Annotated in this window: 20 protein-coding genes; 1 reads left to right on the top strand and 19 read right to left on the bottom strand. The window is 57.7% G+C overall.

Translation table 11 applies throughout. The features are described 5' to 3' along the window. Window positions 1-32: 32 nt before the first annotated feature. The 19 genes from QP977_RS08005 to QP977_RS07920 form a co-directional block, all read right to left on the bottom strand. On the bottom strand, window positions 33-233 hold the full coding sequence (locus tag QP977_RS08005) for a hypothetical protein (RefSeq protein ID WP_088611564.1): 201 nt from the start codon (window positions 231-233) through the stop codon (window positions 33-35). A gap of 406 nt (window positions 234-639) precedes the next feature. Further along, window positions 640-897, bottom strand: coding sequence for a hypothetical protein (locus tag QP977_RS08000; RefSeq protein WP_240593364.1), 258 nt, complete (start codon window positions 895-897; stop codon window positions 640-642). Then, window positions 836-1,027 (bottom strand): hypothetical protein, encoded by a 192-nt coding sequence (locus QP977_RS11000; RefSeq protein ID WP_240593366.1) that lies wholly within the window; start codon window positions 1,025-1,027, stop codon window positions 836-838. Before QP977_RS11000 ends, QP977_RS08000 begins: the two co-directional genes overlap by 62 nt. A 75-nt stretch (window positions 1,028-1,102) precedes the next feature. Next, window positions 1,103-1,342: a restriction endonuclease gene (locus QP977_RS07995; RefSeq protein WP_240593368.1), complete on the bottom strand. Its 240-nt coding sequence runs from the start codon at window positions 1,340-1,342 to the stop codon at window positions 1,103-1,105. A gap of 37 nt (window positions 1,343-1,379) precedes the next feature. Beyond that, on the bottom strand, window positions 1,380-1,616 hold the full coding sequence (locus QP977_RS07990) for a hypothetical protein (protein WP_240593370.1): 237 nt from the start codon (window positions 1,614-1,616) through the stop codon (window positions 1,380-1,382). 419 nt (window positions 1,617-2,035) lie between these two features. Further along, window positions 2,036-3,457: a hypothetical protein gene (locus tag QP977_RS07985; RefSeq protein WP_151457924.1), complete on the bottom strand. Its 1,422-nt coding sequence runs from the start codon at window positions 3,455-3,457 to the stop codon at window positions 2,036-2,038. A gap of 47 nt (window positions 3,458-3,504) precedes the next feature. Next, window positions 3,505-4,413 (bottom strand): copper transporter, encoded by a 909-nt coding sequence (locus QP977_RS07980; protein WP_070862654.1) that lies wholly within the window; start codon window positions 4,411-4,413, stop codon window positions 3,505-3,507. Window positions 4,414-4,502: 89 nt separating this feature from the next. Next, window positions 4,503-5,687, bottom strand: a complete 1,185-nt coding sequence (steA, locus tag QP977_RS07975; protein WP_284847236.1) for a putative cytokinetic ring protein SteA — start codon at window positions 5,685-5,687, stop codon at window positions 4,503-4,505. A gap of 25 nt (window positions 5,688-5,712) precedes the next feature. After that, on the bottom strand, window positions 5,713-7,452 hold the full coding sequence (gene recN / locus QP977_RS07970) for a DNA repair protein RecN (RefSeq protein WP_224433453.1): 1,740 nt from the start codon (window positions 7,450-7,452) through the stop codon (window positions 5,713-5,715). Between the two features lie 57 nt (window positions 7,453-7,509). Next, on the bottom strand, window positions 7,510-8,472 hold the full coding sequence (locus tag QP977_RS07965) for an NAD kinase (RefSeq protein ID WP_284847235.1): 963 nt from the start codon (window positions 8,470-8,472) through the stop codon (window positions 7,510-7,512). After that, window positions 8,465-9,304 carry a TlyA family RNA methyltransferase gene (locus QP977_RS07960; RefSeq protein WP_070601574.1) on the bottom strand — a complete coding sequence of 280 codons (840 nt, stop codon included), beginning with the start codon at window positions 9,302-9,304 and terminating at the stop codon, window positions 8,465-8,467. Before QP977_RS07960 ends, QP977_RS07965 begins: the two co-directional genes overlap by 8 nt. 5 nt (window positions 9,305-9,309) lie before the next feature. Continuing rightward, window positions 9,310-9,561, bottom strand: coding sequence for a hypothetical protein (locus QP977_RS07955; RefSeq protein WP_042388740.1), 252 nt, complete (start codon window positions 9,559-9,561; stop codon window positions 9,310-9,312). A gap of 6 nt (window positions 9,562-9,567) precedes the next feature. Continuing rightward, entirely contained in the window at window positions 9,568-10,608 is a 1,041-nt protein-coding gene (locus QP977_RS07950) for an HAD-IIA family hydrolase (protein WP_284847234.1), read from the bottom strand. Between the two features lie 119 nt (window positions 10,609-10,727). Next, entirely contained in the window at window positions 10,728-11,933 is a 1,206-nt protein-coding gene (locus QP977_RS07945; RefSeq protein ID WP_284847233.1) for a hypothetical protein, read from the bottom strand. 112 nt (window positions 11,934-12,045) lie between these two features. Beyond that, a complete protein-coding gene (locus QP977_RS07940; protein ID WP_284847232.1) occupies window positions 12,046-12,918 on the bottom strand; it encodes an RNase H family protein in 873 nt (290 codons plus the stop codon). Between the two features lie 44 nt (window positions 12,919-12,962). Next, complete coding sequence (locus QP977_RS07935) at window positions 12,963-13,721, bottom strand: iron ABC transporter ATP-binding protein (protein WP_187406548.1); 759 nt, start codon at window positions 13,719-13,721, stop codon at window positions 12,963-12,965. Further along, complete coding sequence (locus QP977_RS07930; RefSeq protein WP_070827780.1) at window positions 13,718-14,761, bottom strand: iron chelate uptake ABC transporter family permease subunit; 1,044 nt, start codon at window positions 14,759-14,761, stop codon at window positions 13,718-13,720. The genes QP977_RS07935 and QP977_RS07930 overlap by 4 nt, the downstream gene beginning before the upstream one ends. Further along, entirely contained in the window at window positions 14,754-15,701 is a 948-nt protein-coding gene (locus QP977_RS07925) for an ABC transporter permease (protein WP_070602722.1), read from the bottom strand. Before QP977_RS07925 ends, QP977_RS07930 begins: the two co-directional genes overlap by 8 nt. Window positions 15,702-15,740: 39 nt before the next feature. Then, window positions 15,741-16,748, bottom strand: a complete 1,008-nt coding sequence (locus QP977_RS07920; protein ID WP_070653001.1) for a siderophore ABC transporter substrate-binding protein — start codon at window positions 16,746-16,748, stop codon at window positions 15,741-15,743. Between the two features lie 370 nt (window positions 16,749-17,118). On the opposite strand from QP977_RS07920, the gene QP977_RS07915 reads away from it, so the two are divergent. Further along, window positions 17,119-18,123 (top strand): tyrosine-protein phosphatase, encoded by a 1,005-nt coding sequence (locus tag QP977_RS07915; protein ID WP_187406551.1) that lies wholly within the window; start codon window positions 17,119-17,121, stop codon window positions 18,121-18,123. Window positions 18,124-18,308: the final 185 nt, after the last annotated feature.

The following is an 18,308-nucleotide window of genomic DNA, read 5'->3' as shown; positions in this document are numbered from 1 at the left end:
TTCGCGCTTGTTCGACACTGATCCGGCTACCACTATGTCAACATCTGCTTCGACAATGGCAATCGCAACCTACGTGCATCTGACTTGAGCAGCGTCTTCAATTCTTCAACCTGTGTCTGCATCTGCTCGGTAACCACCTTCCGCTCCCGGAACGAGAGCACCGCCAGTAACACTTCCATCGCCTCCAGTTGCAACAACCATTCGAGAATGACTGCTTCGATAGAGTCGTCCACCTCGGAGTAAATTCACATGTGCAAACCTCTCAGTTCTAGCTTTAGCAAGAAGAGAAAAAGCAGTGACCATGTACTATTTCTTCCTGTAATGCGCGCAGCAAATCGTGTCACAGGTATAAGTGCGCACCGATACGAGGAAGAATCGCTCCACCCAGATTGAAACCACTCTTGTTAACCAGAGCACATTGACCGACGGTTACATACACAATCATTGCCGTAGGGAGAGAGATTGATTTGGTTGGTCTGGCTGCGGGCCATGAAATCGTCAGCGAACTCGTCAACAGCCATGACCTGTAAGAATAGCCCGTCAGATATCCTTTCGACGGCTTCGCCAGGGCCAGTTCGTAGAATGTACGGCCTTAGATGACCTGGATTCAAGCTCGGCCGAGTGACCCCAGGCTTTGCCCTATGCCTCGTGAGCAGCCGGCAGCGACTGGTAAGTGGAAAAGACGATGTGGAGCCCCTTGGCCCGCTTGCCGGATTCCAACCGTTCAGCCATCTTAATTCCGTTGGTAGCGACGGGAACTTCTAGGTCGTAAGTCGCAATATCCTCAGCTTTACGAGCGACCTCCGAGTTCGAACACACAGCGAAGGAGCGAATGTCAAGACGCCCTTGTTCTGTCCATTCCTTGAGAGTTTGCGAAAAGAGCGAAATGGATGGCACGAGGAAGAGTACTCGAGCTTTCCCCATCTTCTTCAGCTACCCGTACGGCGAGGCGAAAAGCGGTCACGTTTTTACCAGTACCGCAGGCCAAAATGAGCTTACCACGTTCGCGAGTAGCAAACCCCGCCATGGCGCGATCAATAGCTTCCTGATGGTGCGGCCGCGACTCAAAGGTTTCGCGCTGAGAGAGATGGATTTGGATTTCTCAGCCGGGGAAAGCGACACCCCAGTAAATCGGGGATTTGGCGATTGCTGCCATGACGATACGACTGGTGGGAATGAGCTGATTAGCCGAAGCTTCTTCTGAGTTCGAGGACTCGTGGTCAGTTGTACAGATGATGATGCGGCTGCAGGAGTGTTTTGGGCCGGGCTCAGTACAAAAGGATCGTCCCGACGCTTCAAAGAATGAGTCGAGGTCCGCCTTTGCCAAGCAAGTCGTTGGCATTTACAACTTGCCCTGGATGACTACCCACGTGCCGGCGTCAATGCGGTGTGCGACCAGGACGATGCCAGTGTCCGGCGCTCCCCTTGTACTTCCAGTCTGACCATCGGTAGACCTCGTCGAACTGAACTTTCAGGGTCGGGTCAGTGCGGAAGTCATTGACCATGAGCTTCTCGAAAGCAATGCAATACTTCGCCTTCGGCTGATTCTCACGGAGCTGGTCATGGACCTCTGAAAACTTGGACGTGAAGATATTGTGCCCTAGAAAAAATAACACTCAGAAGTAATGAGAATTTTGGGATGACACAGCTTGGACAGAGACTATTGCGCCTTTGGCAGACCTGGAAATGAAGAATTTCACCTTACTGGGCATAAGAAACTCTTCTTTAGCAACCAACCAGATACTAGAATACCACATTATAAAAAAATTTTATACCTTTCCACCATTTACCATTGCGTTACGAAATTAAATACATTAAAAAGACATCATATATTTAATTCAATCCGCAAACAATATTTGGACGATTACTACCCTCTACTTAAATTAAGTAAGTTCTTTAAGGAAACATACCACGAGTCGACCCCGACACATTAGAATCAGAGCGGCGCTAACAATAATAATGCATCAAATAATGTCCCCAGCCAGCAAAAACACTAATTAATAATACCTTAATCATCGGCTAGTGTCACGATAATTTAGATTTCCGTATCGGAACCGCGCTCATCAACCTGATTAATTACGTTAGGCCGACCAATTGCACACAAAAGAATAACCTTAAACTGATACGCATTGAAAATATTTGCGTGGTGAAACAGGTTTCGAATACGTTTCAAACGCTCTTCACCTAACTGCATGGGCCAGCCACTGGAATTAACCTCAAATGATAACGAAGACCCAATCGATGAGTCAATGTTGCCTCTGGTATTTTCCGAAAACATTGCTCTTACGCCTAAAAACACGCCGGTCAATATTCCAAAAAGAATCAACAAAAGACAAATCGTCGACGTGAGGCCAAATACCCCTTTGGCTCTAAAGCAAAGAATCAATAATGGAATAATCGAGATGAATGCTGACAAACGAAGGACCCTAAAGTTGAATACACCAACGACTCTGTAGTTTTTCCACAAGAAATAACTTGTAAATAGCATCGATACTGCAATATAGAAAAGCAGCAGTAAATAAACAACTGTAACGCTCAACAAAATAGGGTTTTCTATACTCAATCGCCCCTGGACGCGCCCCGGATTAAGCAACTGAGTGGACACAAAAACCCACCCTAAAGCAATTACAATAATAGACAGACTGGGATACGCAAAAGATTGCAACACCTTTGTTTTAGTGATGAACTTCTTACTTTCACCCTTGAATTTAGTTAACCGTTTTATTAAATCATCATATTTTATTGCCACTAGATTAGATTCAGAAAAATCCGACTCTTTGATAATTTCAATCTTAGCCAAATACTTATATTGGCTGAATACGGTGTTTATTTTATCTATCTTCAGGCTCACATCATTTAGTCGTTGAATTAGAACAAAGAGTACATATAATAGTAGATTCACTACAAGAATCTCAGCAATTATGCCACCTAGATCCTCAAAATCTATAAGAAATATTGCGAATCGGTTCGCTATATATGTAGTCGTAACTAACGAAGCTAATAAGTACAATCGTCCGAGAAGCGCTGGGTAAAAACTATAGTTAATGCTCTCATCTTTGAACTGGTTGAAGTCCTCCAAGGTAAGTTGACTTGAAGTCTGTCCATGCAGTGATTTTTGGAGCTCATCCGCTAACTTAAAGGCTCGATTTTCAATCCCCAATATTAACGTGATAAAAATAGCAAATATTATACCCAGGAACGAAGTAACATTTCCTAACCCATGAAAATCCACTAACATAAAAGCTTTATTTATATCAGCGTCCTCCGTAAAAGCAATTTGTCTGATCGTGATCGCTAAGAAATGAAGGTATGCGATACTGCAAAAAAGCATCGCTTGAATCGCAATAAATAAGATTGCTCTATTGTGATTCCCATTATCAACACAATATTTTCGAAGAGTACTACGGGCAGCTTTCGTTTTCTTGATACTAGATTTCCCCATTGGCCGCCTTGCCACGTAATCTTCCTTTTTCTCCGGTGATTTCGTGAAATTTCTCGTCCGTGTTATTTCTTCAAGTCCCCAACAACTCCAACCTGCCCCGCCGCATCCGACACCGCGTCCACACGCTTCACAGCAGGGTCGGCACCCCAGCGCTCGTCAGTCAGAGTACTGACACCTTCGCGGCCAAAGCTGTCAGTCCCCACCACAACGTGACCTGCAGCATCGCCTCCAGCACCAAAGCCCTCAGCCAGGGCCACAGCCAGATCGGCCACCAGGCCAGCACCGAACTCCGGGTCCTCGCCCTTATCAATCGCAGTGCGTGACACTGTGCCGTGATTACCAACAATCACAATGCCAGCGGCTGGACGCAGAGTCCCCTCGTCATACTCCACAAAACCGCCGCCTTTTAAGGCCTCCAGCAGCAGCTTTCGGTCAGCAGCGGAAGCCCGCTCTCCCCCATCCTTATCCAGCTCCAACACCGGAGCCAGCGCCTGACCAGCCTGGCGGCCTGGCTCGCGGCGCTCCGGGTCCAGCTGGACATCAGCCGGCAGCGAGGTAGAAACCGTGTCCTTCAGCTCGTCCGCACCAGCGGAAGAGAGGAACTTATCGGTCAGCTTCAGCACGCCCGCATCCGGGGCGCCAGCAGCGCGCAGGGTCTCGGAAACCCCTGCCAGCTGCTCATCCGTGGCATCAGGAGTGGCGACAACAAGGACGGGAACATCCTGCAACGAGTCCTTAACAATCTCGCCGACGATGGGCTCGATGATGCGGTTTGCTTCATCGGCACGCGCTTGCTGCGCATCGGCACGCGCGACAGCCTCATCGCGCTCGGACGCGGCACCCGTGCCGAAATCAATGCCTGCACCAGCGGGGTTCAGCACATAAGCACCCAGCGCAGCACCTGCCGCAACACCGAGGGCAGCACCTGTCACACCAGCTGTGAACTTCCCGCTCCTGCGCTTCTTCCCCATCGCCCGTCCCTTTTCCTTTCGCCGACGCCTCAATCAGCTCTGACAGCCGAAAACTTTTAGGCGCTCCTAGTGCTCGAATACCGCTAAAACTACTTAAACAGCCCCTGGAACCACAGTGCAATGGAGTTCCACGTATCAATCAGATTCTCACTGACAGAACCATCACCGGAGGTACCAGCGATAGCGAAGATCACCGCAACGGCGACAAAGATAGCCAGGATTGCCCAGGCCACACCGAAACCACGGCTATTGACCTGGTAGAGGTCGGCGACCATGCGACCGTCGACAAGCTTCTCCCCGACCTTCAAACGCGACAGCAACGCCGACGGCACACCGCTTTGATTCTCAGCGTGGTAGATGCTGTCGATGTTCTGCGGGGCGCCGACGGAGACGACCATGTCGGCGTCGTGATGCGCGGCGAAGACCAGCGCCAAGTCAGTGGCGGAATCGGACAGCGCCGGGAATGTCATGGCGCCAATGCCGAGGTCCTGAATGCGCTCAAGGCCTACCGCGTGACCATCCGGGTCGGCAGGCAGAATCACGCAACCAGCGGACCGCAGCGCCTCCGAGTTGATGTTCTCCGGATCACCGATGATGTAGTCCGGCTCGTACTTCAGGTCGAAGAGCGTGTCGGCACCTGCATCGACGCCGATGAGCAGCGGCTCGTACTCGCGGATGAAATTCTTTAGATCTTCCAGCGTCTTGCGGTGTCCCTCACCGGGGCTGACCACAACGACCTTGCGGCCGTGCAGTGGCTCTGTCTCGTCCGGAATGCCCAAGCCATCGATGTAGAGCGGAGACTCGGTCTTGGCGAACTCCACCAAGTTGCCGGAGAGCGCCTCCAGGCGGTCGACCATGCTGGTGCGGCCCTCGTCGAAGGCGCGCTCGAGCTCGTCCTGGTCGACCTCGTCGCCCTGGCCAATCAGGCGGTCACCGTGGTAGAGCTTGCCGTCGTCAAGCCTGCCGTTCTTGCCGTCCTTGAGCTTGGCAAAGACCTCGTCGCCGACGTTCTGCACCATCGCAATGTCGGCGTCGCGCATCATCTGCGGGCCGTAATTCGGCACAAAACCCGTGGTAAACGCGCCGGTGTTCACCACTGCGGCGACCTTGGCATCAATCAACTGCTGTGCCAGTGGACGCGAGATATCCGGCGCATCGATCACCACGATGTCACCTTCGCCCATGCGCTTCAGCGCACGATCCAGGCGGGAACCATCCCGCACAGTCCCCGAAATGCCAGGAAGATCTTTTTCGTTCCGAGAGAACAGACTCATGGCACTTAGTGAAACATAAGTGCAGCTACTTGGCCGCGAAGGCGCGCCGAGCTTGATCCAGAAGATCTTGCGCGTGCGCACGTCCGGAGTCCGAATCGTCCAAGCCCGCCATCATCCGCGCGAGCTCGTCAATCCGCTCCTCGTCGCCCAGGCTCGTCACCTTCGACGACACCGCACCCGAACGCGCATCCTTGCTGACCACCAAGTGGGTATCCGCAAACGCCGCCACCTGAGGCAAGTGCGTGACGACGATCACCTGGTTGTTCACCGCCAACTGCTTCAGGCGCTTGCCAATTTCCACAGCCGCGCGCCCACCAACACCGGCATCGACCTCATCGAAAACCATTGTGTGCCCGGCCTGTCCTTCGGCGAGGACAACTTCCAATGCCAGCATGATGCGAGAGAGCTCACCGCCGGATGCGGATGATGCCAGCGGACGCGGCTCGGCACCCTCGTGGGCGCGAAGCTTGAACTCAATGTTGTCCACGCCAGCGGGACCAAAGGTGTCGGCCTTGGTGATCTCCACCACCAGCGAGGTGTGCGGCATGGCCAGGCCCTTGAGCTCCTTGGTCACGGCCTGTTCCAGGTGCTTTGCGGCTTTCGCGCGGGCCTTGGAGAGCTTCCGCGCGGTGGTGCCGAGTTTCTTCTCCGCGGTTTTAATCTCTGCGGTGAGTTTGTCCAGGGCTTCGCCGGAAACATCCAGCGTGGCGAGCTTACGCTCCGCCTTATCCCGCCAGGCCAGGACACCGGCGATATCTGGGGCGTACTTGCGGGTGAGGTTCTTAATCTCCACCTGGCGTTGCATCAGCTTGTCCAAGGACTCGGTTTCCTCCGGCAGGCCGGAGAGAAACGCGCCGAGACCAGCGGAGATTTCGGACAGCTGGCTGGTCAGTTCATTGAGCTGGTTGGAAAACTCGGTGAGTTCCTCGTCGTCTGCGGCGGCGAGCTCGTTCGCGGCGGCGCCGAGGAGTTCGGCGGCACCGGAGTCCTCGGTGGCGGCATCCATGCCGGTCGTGCTCACGGCGGCGGCGCCATCGATGGCGGCCAGCGCCACGGCTGCAGCGTCGCGGAGACCATCCAGGTCCTGCATGCGGCGGATCTGGGAGGCCAGGTCCTGGTCTTCGTCCGGTTCGGGTGAGACCGCATCGATTTCTTCGATGGCGAAGCTGAGCTGGTCGGCACGCATGGCCAGTTCGCGGCGCTTGGAGGTCTTCTCTTCTAGTTCTTTGGCCAGGGCGCGCCAGTGTGCACGCTGCTGCCGGTAGGTTTCCAGCGTTGGTGCGATGGTGTCGGCATCCATGCGGTCGATGGCCGCACGCTGCTCATCAGCGCTTTGCAAGCGCAGCTGATCATTCTGGCCATGAATGGCAACCAGACGGGTGGAGACATCCGCCAACGCCGCAGCCGAGGCACTGCGGCCTCCAACCCACGCCCGGGAGCGGCCCTTCGCGGAGACCTGACGGGCAAGCAGGTACTCGTCATTCTCATCGCGTTCGCCGCCGAGTTCAGAAACCACAGCATCGATGGTCGCTGACTCTTCCTCCGAGAGGTGCTCGGTGGACACGCGACCTTCCACCAACGCCTTGTCTGCGCCGGTGCGCACGCGGCCGGCGTCGGCACGCGCGCCACAGAGCAACTTGAGGCTTGTGACCACCATGGTCTTACCCGCACCGGTTTCACCTGTCAGTACGGTCAGGCCTGGGCTGAATTCAAGCGTTGCATCGGGGATAACACCGAGGTCGCGGATGGAAATCTCAGTCAGCATGGCGCCTGCAATCAGTCCTTCCCTTGAAGTTGGGGTCTCGTCTGCCGTGTTTGGAGGCTATTGGGCTTCGGCGGGGCCGCGCCACCCGGACGTCGGCAAGCGGAACTTGTGCACCAGACGATCGGCGAACGGCTGATCGTCCAGACGCACCCAGCGAACCGGCTGCGCGCCGCGCTCGATTTCGATGCGGCTACCCGGCGGCATGGTGATGTTGCGGAAGCCGTCGAGCACCGCGATGGCCTCGGCGGTGTCGTGGTTGGTCTCAATCGCGATAGTCGAATGCGGTGAGATCACCAGCGGGCGGGAGAACAGCGCGTGGGCGTTGTTGGGCACGACGAGCATAGCGTCGAGCTCCGGCCAGAGTACGGGACCACCTGCGGAGAAGGCGTACGCGGTGGAGCCGGTCGGCGTGGAAATTAGCACACCATCGCAACCGTAGGAACTCACCGGGCGACCATCGACTTCCAAGATGACGTCCAGCACGCCACGGCGGTTGACATTTTCGATGCTGACTTCGTTCAGCGCCCAGCCCGAGCCAATGACGCGGCCGGTGGTGTCACGGACGGTGACGCGGATGGTCATGCGGTCTTCAATACGCCAGGAACGCTTGATGACGCGGCTAATTGCCTCCGTCATGGACTCCTGCTCCCACTCGGCGAGGAAGCCCACGTGCCCCATGTTGATGCCGAGCACCGGCAGGTCAGCCGAGTGCGCAATGTCAGCGGCGCGTAGGAAGGTGCCGTCGCCGCCGAGGACGAGGACGAGTTCGCATCCCGACGCCGCCTGCGGGGAATGCCAGTAGCGCGGGTACTTGCCGAGCGTCGGGTGCGCAGCCAGCGCCTCCGGGTTCTTACCGGCCAGCACGCGGATATCGATACCCGCGGCCGCTAGCAGCTCGGCAGCCTCGGCGGCCATTTCCAGGTTGGCGCTGCGGCCGGTGTGCGGGACCAGCAGAATCTCGCGCTTGCCGGCGCTGGTCTTGGGCTTGCTTTCCCGTGAGTGAGTCTTCGCGCTAGTCATTGTGCGGCCCCTCCTCAACAGCCTTGGCGATGGCCGCAGCCATAGCCTCATCACCAATATCGCTGGCGCCGCCGTCTTTCACCAGCCACAGGAAGAACTCCACGTTGCCGCTCGGACCCGGCAGCGGGCTGGCCACGGCTGCGCGGAAGGACAGCCCCAGAGTGCGGGCGTATTCGGCGACTTCCTGGACAACTTCCTGACGCAGTGCATCGCTGCGCACGACACCACCGGAGCCAAGGCGCTCCTTGCCCACCTCGAACTGCGGCTTGACCATTGGCAGCAGGTCAGCGCCCTCGTCGAGGCAGGAAACAATCGCTGGCAGGACCAGCTTCAAAGAAATAAACGACAGGTCGCCAACCATGACATCGGCCGTGCCACCGAGAATCTCCGGGGTCAGCGTGCGGACATTAGTCCGGTCGAGCACAACCACCCGCGGATCATCCTGCAGGCGCCAAATCAGCTGACCGTAGCCGACATCGACGGCGTAGACGGTGTCGACATCGCGGCGCAGGCACACATCGGTGAAGCCGCCCGTGGAGGCACCGGCATCCAACACCTTCCGGCCCTTCAAGTCCAGGCCCTGCGGCTCGAAAGCCTCCAGTGCGCCGAGCAGCTTGTGAGCCCCGCGCGACGCCCAGTTCTCGTCTTCTTCCAGACCACTGACGCGAATGGACACGTCCCCCGTCACCGCAGTCGCGGGCTTAGAGGCGACAAAACCACCGACCTCAACTCGGCCGGCTTTAATCATGTCCACTGCCGCCTCACGGGAGCGAGCAATCTTCCTTCGCACCAGCTCCGCATCGAGCCTGCGCTTAGGAGCTTTCTTTGCCACCGCGTTCACTTTCCTTCCCTGCGTGACGAGCCCAGGGCCTCATACAAAATCTCATGCGCCCGCTCGAACTGCGCGACTCTCTCCTGCGGAGTCGGCGCAGGTGCGGACAGTGCGGCCGCAACCTGCTCCCGGACGGCCTCCGGAGTTACCTCGCGCGCACCGGGCATTGCCGCCGGGCTAGGTACAGGGCCGGGTTTCGGCCCCGGCACGGGACCAGACTCCTGCCCCTGCCCTGGCTTCGGTGCGACCTCACTCATCGGCTATCACATCCGCCAGGCAGCCAGCGCCGCCTCAGCAGCCGGGCCCTCAGCGCGGACCTGCGCGACCTCGACCGCGCCAGCACGACCAGCCTCAGAGTTCCACACCACATCCACGACCGTCAGCAGAGCCGCCACCGCGGCCTCCGCTGGGTTCGCCAACCGAGGATCCTCCGTGTCACCGCCAGAAAGAACGATGACACCGGCCTCCGCGTCGTCGTAACGCGCGGTGAAACCAGCCTGCGGAGCCGGACGTGCCTGATCCAGCTCACGGTTCAGCGCGGTCATGTCAGCACCGATGAGCGTCGGACGGTGCTCAGGCGGCGCTGCGACGACATCCATATGCGTGGAAACGCCCGTGACCACCATAAACGTGTCCATCTTCGCAGCATTTCCACCCGCGATGTCGGTATCCAGACGATCCCCAATCGCCAGCGGACTCTTCGCGCCCATACGCTCCGCAGCCTTAATGAACATCGGCGGCTTCGGCTTACCCGCCGACAGCGGCGCAACACCCGTGGTCGTCGAAATCGCCGCAGCGACCGAACCATTACCAACTAGGAAACCGCGCTCCGACGGCAACGTCGTATCCAAATTCGACACCAGGAAGCGCGCACCTCGCGACACCGCCAGCGCCGCCTCCGACATCTGCTTCCACGTCATCTCACGGTTGAGCCCCTGGAACACCGCCGCAGGGTTGTCATCAGCGGAATCCACCAGCGTGTACCCCGCCTCACGAGCCAGCTGCTTAAACGACTCCGCACCCAACACAAAAACGTTCGAGCCCGGCTCAATGACCTCCGCCGCCATCTCAATGGCCGCCTGCGCCGACGTCATCACATCGTCCGCGTGAACGTCATAGCCCAGCCCGTTGAGCTGATCCGCCACCGTCTGCGGCGCACGGGAGGCGTTGTTGGTAATAAACACCATCGGCAGCGCCGCCTCAGTCAGCCCCTCCAGCGCGTTCGGAATCGCCGCGCCACCCTCGTAAATCGTGCCATCCAGATCCAACAGAGCGGCATCATAGGAAGAAGCGACAGAAGCCATGAGGTGCATTTCTCCTTTTACGAAATAGGAACGCTTTACGACGAATTGTAGATGCGCAGCCGCATCGCGCCAGCGGTGCGTTAGCGGTGGCTGATGTCGCGAGCCGGCAGCTGGGCTGATTACTTGCTCAGCTCTTCGATGCGCTCGCGAGCATCGAGCATCTGGTCCACATCGATCTTGGCGCAGCGGGTAAACCACACCTTGGCATCATCTTTACGACCGGCCTCCACCAGCGCATCAGCGTAGGCGTAGAACAGACGAGCTGCTTCGAAATCCTCGCGGTCCGGGTTCAGATCCTGGGTCTCCAGCTCGACCAGAGCCTCATCGATCTGGCCCATATCGCGGCGGGCACCTGCGGCGACGATAGCCAGCTCAGTCTTGGACTCGTTGTCCAGCTGCTTGGCTTCCTCGGAGCGAGCCAGCTCGATGGCCTTCTCTGGGCGGCCGAGGCCGCGCTCACAGTCCGCCATGACCGCAAGCATGCCCGGGCCACCGGAGATGCGGCGAGCAGCACGCAGCTCCGCCAGGGCTTCCTTCCACTCACCTGCGTGGTAAGCGGCAACACCAGCGGTCTCACGAACGACACCGACGCGACCTGCGCGGTCCTTCGCTGCGCGGGCGTGCTCCAGAGCACGCTTCGGGTCTTCAGCCATCAGGATTGCGGACATAATCATGTGACGAGCAACCTTGTCGGCGTTGTCCTTAGCCAGGCTCTTCAGATCCTGGCGCACGCTCGGGTCGAGCTCGTCTGCGCGAATGTCATCTGGCAGCTTCGGCTCGTTCTTACGGGCCTCAATGCGCTCCTCGCGGAAGCCTGGGCGCTGCGGGCCGGTGCGGTGCGTACGCTTCTCATCCTGGAAGCGGCCACCACGGTTGGAGCGACGTGGCTTGCCACCACGACGGTCGAAGTTGCGACCTCCCTGGCCACCGCGCCCGCCCGGGCCGCGACGATCATTGCGGTCGCCGCGGTCGTTCCGGTCAAAGCTGCGCTCGCCACGATCGTTGCGCTCATTACGATCATCTCGATTGTTGCGGTTGTAACCACGACCGCCACGGCCACCGCGCTCATTGCGGTCGCCGCGGTTAAAGTCGCGATCATCGCGATCGTCACGACGGAAGCCCTGCGAACCACGGGAATCGCGGTTACCGCCATGACCACCGTGACCACCACGGCCACGACCACCTGGGCCACCACCCTGTCCACGACGATCGTTGCGGTTGCGCCCGTTAAAGCCGCCCTCGCCACGACCATGGGAACGGTTAGACCCGCGGTTTCCGCGATTTCCTCGGCCTTCGCCGGAACGAGGACCTTCGTGCTCAGCCATGAAGTCGGAGCTCCTTATATGTAATGAGTAAAAGAATTTATGTGTTTTCAGGCTACCAGTAACCCCGGATTGCCTGGTGGTCTACCTAAAAGACCAAACTTTCATACTACTGCTAAGACCTTCCCACATTCCAGCCCAGCAAACGGGCGGAACCTGTGGCCTTCCCCACTGCCTGGGACAAATCCCAGACAGCCAGGCCAACCCAGTCGTCGGTGGTGAACTGCGCGGTGGCGGTGGTTCCCTCGACGCGGAGCTCATACTCGGCATCCGAAAGTCCGTCTGGCACGGCGAGGTTGGCGCCCAGGGCGTCGTTAAGCAATGCCTTGAGTGCGCGGGCATTACCCTGTTCAGCGCGATGTGCGGCGCGGCGGAAAATGGTGAGCGCTTCCTTGGCGGCGTCCTCGGGTGTCACGGTGGTGTCGACGGCGAGGTCAAAGAGGCCTTCCTGCTCGAAGGTTGTGGCCTTGGTCGCCTTGGGCTCGGACCTAGGCGCGGCATTCGCCTGCGCACGACTACCCGAACCAGCGAAACCCGGCCCCTCGGGCACGGTGGTGCCCTTCTGATACGCGGTGGCGGCGGCGCGGGCGCGCTGATCAGCGGCCTCGTTCATGTCGTGGCCGGAGTGCCCCTTAACCCACTCGAGGTGAATATTGCGGCCAACGAGCAGCTGGTCGATGTCCTGCAAAATGTCGACGTTGAGGACAGGTTTACCGTCGCGCTTCTTCCAGCCTTTGCGCTTCCATCCCGGCATCCACTTAGTGACGGAGTTAATCACATACTGCGAATCACACAGTACGAAAAGCGGCTCGTCAGGGATGTGCGCGGTGGCGCGGAGCAGCTCGGCAAGAGCGGTGAGCTCGCCGCGGTTATTGGTTCCCTCTTTCCATCCGCCGGCGGCCCAGCAGCTGTCGTCGATATACCAGCACCACCCGGCAGGTCCGGGGTTGTGCAGAGCGGAACCGTCAACGGCAGCAGTAATAGTCATGAGGCTAGATTGTATCGGCTGCGTGGGACCGGCCAGGAATTGCCTTAAGAGCCGTAGCAGGCGACCGGTCCGTGCGGACCCTCGACGATGTCAATCTGGGTATTGAAGATTGGGCTCAGAACCTCCGAACGCATCAGCTCTGCGGTTGGGCCGTGCTCGACAATCTGGCCATCCTTGACCGCACAGATGTAATCGGCGTAGCGAGCCGCGAAATTGATGTCATGCAACACCACCACCATGGTGCGCCCCAACTCGCGCACTGCAGTGCGCAGGTACGACATGATGTCGACCGAATGAGAAATATCCAGGTTGTTCAACGGCTCGTCGAGAAGCACGTAATCCGTCTCCTGACAGAGCACCATTGCGACATACGCGCGCTGACGCTGCCCACCGGAGAGCTCGTCGAGGTAGCGGCCCTGGAGCGCCTCAAGATTGAGGAACTCGATGTACTGGGAGATGATGCGCTCGTCCTCAGCGGTCAGGCGCCCCTGGCTGTGCGGGAAGCGGCCGAAACTGACCAGCTGGCGCACGGTGAGACGCGTGACGAAGTGGTTGTCCTGGCGCAGAATCGACAGCACCTTCGCCAGATCCTTCGACTTGGTCTTGCCCACGTTGTATGGACCGACGTTGATGTCACCGGAATCGACGGCAAGGAGGCGGCCAATCATAGTCAAGAGCGTGGACTTGCCCGCGCCGTTCGGGCCGATCAGAGCCGTGATTGCGTTGGTTGGAATTTCCAGGTCAACGGGGCCAATTGACACCTCGCTGGTATAGCTCTTGCTTACACTGTCGAGGAGAATCATAGCCGTCCCTTCTTCAAAACGACGTAGAGGAAGATCGAACCGCCAACCAGCTCGATAATGATGGACACCACGCCCTGGGCATAGAAAACGTGATTGAGGATGAAATACGCACTGGCCAGCGTGACGTAGCCAATCAGCGCCGCCATCGGCAGCACAAAGCGGTGGTCATAGGTATCCGCAGCCTGGTACGCAATGGTCGCGACCAGGAAACCGAGGAATGTCATCGGGCCGACCATAGCCGTCGATACTGCCATCAGCACCGACACCGCGACCAGCACAGTGATGGACCGAACCTGGTAGTTCACACCCAGATTCGTCGCGACTTCGCGGCCGAGCGACATGACGTTGAGGGCCCGCGAATGCAACGCGATCACCACGATCGCCCCTATCACGAGCGGAATCGCCACCGGGAAAAACTCCGGGTCAGCGTTGTTGACAGAGCCGAACAGCCGCGCCGTCAGCAGGTCAAAATCCGAAGGCGTGAGCATGCGCTGCATGAACGTCGACAGCGAAGCCAGTCCGCCACCGATGACAATGCCCACCAGCAGCATGCTGTGCATATCCGCGCCCTGCCCGGTCAGCAGCCACGCATACAGCACCAGCGACAGCCCCACCATCAGCACGAGCTGCAGCACAAACGCCCCAACCGAGCCGGCATTCATCAGACCCGTCGCCCCGAAGAAGTACACCGCAGCGGTACTGATAGCCACGTACAGCGCTTCAAACCCCATAATCGACGGCGTAATAATTCGGTTATTCGCAATCGACTGGAACGCCACTGTCGCGACGGCATGGCAGCAGGCAACCACGATCATGGCAATTACGGCATCAAGACGCCGGCGCGCAATCAGCCAAAAACCATCCGTACCGAACGGCAACGGGTTGTCCCACGCAAGCAGGCCCGCCGTAAACAACACCGCCAGGCCCGCCAGCGCAGCAATGATAATCCAGTACCTGCGCGCCGCGGCGGCCGTGCTAAACGACGTCGTTTGCGGCCCGGCCTGGTCGGCCACCGTGTGAGTTGAACTGAGATTAAGCACGACGCCGCTCCACAATCAGATAGACGAAGATGGCAGCACCCAGGATGCCGAGAATCACCGATACCGGAATCTCGAACGGGGCGATAATGACGCGGCCAATCAAGTCCGCGACCGTCACAATGGCAATGCCCACCAGGCATACCCAGGGCAGATTGGAGCGCAGATCATCGCCACGGAACATGGAGACAATGTTGGGGACAACGAGGCCCAGGAAGGGCAGATTGCCCACCACTACCGTAACCAGGCCCGTTGCAATGGCAATCAGGCCGGTGCCCAGGAACACGATTCGCTTGTAGTTCAGACCGACGTTGGTGGCAATGTCCTCACCAAGCCCCGCAACCGTTAACCGATCGCTGAATACGAAGACGATTGCAACCACGATGACGACCAGCCACAGGAATTCGTATTGCCCTTTATAAATGGCAGTAAAAGAGCCTGCGAACCACACGCCTAGCGACTGCAGCATGTCCGTCTGCAACGCAAAGAAAGTCGAAATCGAACTGACTACCGCACCCAACATGATGCCCACGATGGGCACAACCAGACTTGACTTCAAAGCGACACGGCGCAAGAACAGGAAGAACACTGCCGTGCCGATGAAAGCGAAGATGATTGCCCCGCCCATCCGGCCAAGCATCGAGGCCGAAGGAAAGAAATACATCACGAAAATCAGGCCGAGACCAGCCCACTCCGTGGTTCCCGTGGTGGTGGGTTCGACGAACTTGTTGCGCGTAAGTAGCTGCATGACCAAGCCACACATCGCCATCGCGGCACCCGAGAGCACTAGTGCAATGGTTCGCGGTATACGCGTAGTGGCGAACATCTCCCAGCCGTCGTCGGCGCCCAGGATGTCGTATTGGCCTACAAACAGCGACATAGCCACCAGGACTGCCACAAAGGCAATCCCGATGGCTAGTCGGGAATCCAGTAACTTCTGCATAGAGTTGGTGAGGTACTCCTGTGACTGGTCAGAGAACTATTAGGCCTGCTCGAAGGCGTCGGCAAGCCCGTTCAGAATCTCCGTGTACGTGATAATGGACTCGTTGGTGTAGGTGTCCTCTGGGGCGTAGTAGATCTTGCCCTCCTTGACTGCCTTCACGTTCTTCAGCGGAGCAGCCTCCTCGACCACAGACTGTGCCGAACGGTACTCATCGGTACCGCGGACAGAGGTGCCGGCATCGCGGTCAAGCACCATGATGAAGTCCGGGTTCGCCTCAGCGATGGACTCGGCGGAAATCTCATCACCCTGGTGGTCATCGCTGGCCTTGTCGACCTCCAGCGCCGGCTTCATGCCAATCAGGTCGAACAGCGGGCCGAAGGTACGACCAACAGTCGGAGCAATGTAACCGAGGGTGCCGCCCGACGAGTTCAGCGCCATGACCTTCACGTCCGGGTTGTAAGCCTTGCGAGCGCGCTCCAGAGCCTTGTCAAAGTCTGCGATGAGCTGATCGGCTTCCTTCTCCTTACCGAAGATGGTGCCCAGGCCCTTAGCGTGGCGCTTGAGCTCCTCGTCCAGCGGCTTGCCCTCGCGCGGCTCAAACTCCACAATCGCGGAGTTCGGAGCGAGCTTCTTCAGGTCATCGTAGTACTTGCCGAAACGCTGACCGTTCACAATCAGGTCCGGGTCAGCAGCAGCAACAATTTCGAGATTCGGCTCGCGGTGATTGCCGATGTCCTGAACGTCAGGATTGTCCTTGTAGTCGGAAACCGTGAACGGGATAATCGGTTTAGGAGCTGCAGCCAGCTTAATACCCCACTGATCGAGCATCTCGAAGGAACGGTTATCCGTGGCCACAACAGAGTCAATCTCGGCAGGTACGGTCTGCTCACCATGATTATCAGTAACGGTAATAGTAGACTCGTTTCCTGCAGCTGCAGACTTATCCTCGTTACCGGCATCAGTAGAACAAGCACCAAGAACAAGTCCAAGGCTCGCAACAGATGCAACTACGATATTGCGAATACGGCCGGAGTTAGAACGCGCCACTTAAAGGCATCCCTTCGGTCACAGTAGGATTGTTAAACAAACGCCACTTAGACGCCGTTACCCAATCACTTACTTAGGTAATCATTACCTGTGAAACATTAGCTTAGGGTTCCCTATTTAACAAGTAAATACGTTATGAAATTACGCAATATTTAGGGCATATTTCGAACCTGGCTTAGCGTTGGCTAATTTGTGCTGGTAGAAGCCACTTTTCTGAGCAGTGTAGCCAGGCACCCCCGTTACGTTCTTACCGCGTCCCAGTGGGGCCTATTGTGCGGGCATGGCTATGCGGGTGCGCGGGCAAGACTATGCAGGAAAGAGCTTTTCTTATAAGTTGCCGAAAACCTGAAGCACACTAACCTCAATACCCGTGAATCCAACTAACCTAAGCCGCGCGAATCATCGCGCTAAAGTCTCTGCCCTAACCGCGGCCCTTCTTCTACCACTCGGCACTATTGCCCCATCGCCCGCGTTGGCTAGCCCTGACACCGCGTTGTTTAATGCAGTCACACCAGGGATTAGCGCGACCGAAACACAGGGCACCGGTCAGACTACTACCGCCACGGCACCAACCGGATCTCCAACCCCTATCGAATCCGGCTCACTATCCTCACTCAGCAACTTCCGCGATGTAGCGGGCAGTAGCGCCAACCTAATCACGACCGAGGACGGTCGCCACATCCGCCAAGGCCTCGCATACAGGTCAAACGCCTTACGGGAGCCAAGCGACGAAGATCTTGCCCACATGACGCAGGCAGGCGTGACACGCGTCGTCGATTTGCGAAACATTAAAGAGCGCAGCGAAGGCCCAGACGTCTTGCCCGACGGCGTGACTTACCAAGTAGCGGACATCATCGATGTTCGCAATGGCTTGGGCTTTGTGAAGAATCCTGTCGTAACTACTGGCGAGCAGCTCTACGGCCACGCGCCCGAGTTCTACGAAGCGGCGGGAGACAGCATCAAAGCGCGCGATACAGAGGTTTTCGATGATGAAGTGAAGTATTTCGGCCAATTACTCGGCTATGAGTTGATGATTACCGGAGAAGCACCGCGAACCGCTTGGAAGGATCTTCTCCAAGCACTCGCATATGAAGACGGTGCCGTTGTATTCCACTGCAGCGCGGGCAAGGATCGAACCGGCCTCGGAGCCGCGTTCCTCTTGGCCATCTTGGGAGTTAGTTACGAAGCAATCGAGCAGGACTTCCTTGCCAGCAACGCTTACCTCAATCGTGAAGACGCGGTAGACAAAAAGTGGCTCAAGATGTCGTGGGACGCTATCGAAGAGAACTACGGTACTTTCGACAACTTCGTCCGACAAGGCATCGGGCTTTCCGACGCCGACATCAACCAATTGCGCCAGAAGTATCTGGTATAGCGCCACGCCTTACCACAACAACCTTCGTTGAATGTTGTTTACCCGTGGGTACAAAAGTGGGCCGCAGCACCCAACCCCACACAAGGGGCAAGGCAACCACGACCCACAAAACAAGATTATTATGCCGGCGGCGACCTACTCTCCCACACCCTCCCGAGTGCAGTACCATCGGCGCTGGTGGACTT

Source organism: Corynebacterium sp. MSK012, assembly GCF_030232435.1.
Taxonomy (GTDB): domain Bacteria; phylum Actinomycetota; class Actinomycetes; order Mycobacteriales; family Mycobacteriaceae; genus Corynebacterium; species Corynebacterium jeikeium_D.
This window is presented reverse-complemented; position numbering and strand designations above follow the sequence as displayed.

Coding starts and splice junctions, on each gene's coding strand:
- QP977_RS11000 (WP_240593366.1), bottom strand. CDS start 1,027: ATGGCGGGGTTTGCTACTCGCGAACGTGGTAAGCTCATTTTGGCCTGC.
- QP977_RS07935 (WP_187406548.1), bottom strand. CDS start 13,721: ATGATTCTCCTCGACAGTGTAAGCAAGAGCTATACCAGCGAGGTGTCA.
- QP977_RS07980 (WP_070862654.1), bottom strand. CDS start 4,413: ATGGGGAAGAAGCGCAGGAGCGGGAAGTTCACAGCTGGTGTGACAGGT.
- QP977_RS07995 (WP_240593368.1), bottom strand. CDS start 1,342: ATGCCAACGACTTGCTTGGCAAAGGCGGACCTCGACTCATTCTTTGAA.
- QP977_RS07945 (WP_284847233.1), bottom strand. CDS start 11,933: ATGGCTGAGCACGAAGGTCCTCGTTCCGGCGAAGGCCGAGGAAATCGC.
- QP977_RS07925 (WP_070602722.1), bottom strand. CDS start 15,701: ATGCAGAAGTTACTGGATTCCCGACTAGCCATCGGGATTGCCTTTGTG.
- steA (WP_284847236.1), bottom strand. CDS start 5,687: ATGAGTCTGTTCTCTCGGAACGAAAAAGATCTTCCTGGCATTTCGGGG.
- QP977_RS07950 (WP_284847234.1), bottom strand. CDS start 10,608: ATGGCTTCTGTCGCTTCTTCCTATGATGCCGCTCTGTTGGATCTGGAT.
- QP977_RS07955 (WP_042388740.1), bottom strand. CDS start 9,561: ATGAGTGAGGTCGCACCGAAGCCAGGGCAGGGGCAGGAGTCTGGTCCC.
- recN (WP_224433453.1), bottom strand. CDS start 7,452: ATGCTGACTGAGATTTCCATCCGCGACCTCGGTGTTATCCCCGATGCA.
- QP977_RS07965 (WP_284847235.1), bottom strand. CDS start 8,472: ATGACTAGCGCGAAGACTCACTCACGGGAAAGCAAGCCCAAGACCAGC.
- QP977_RS07940 (WP_284847232.1), bottom strand. CDS start 12,918: ATGACTATTACTGCTGCCGTTGACGGTTCCGCTCTGCACAACCCCGGA.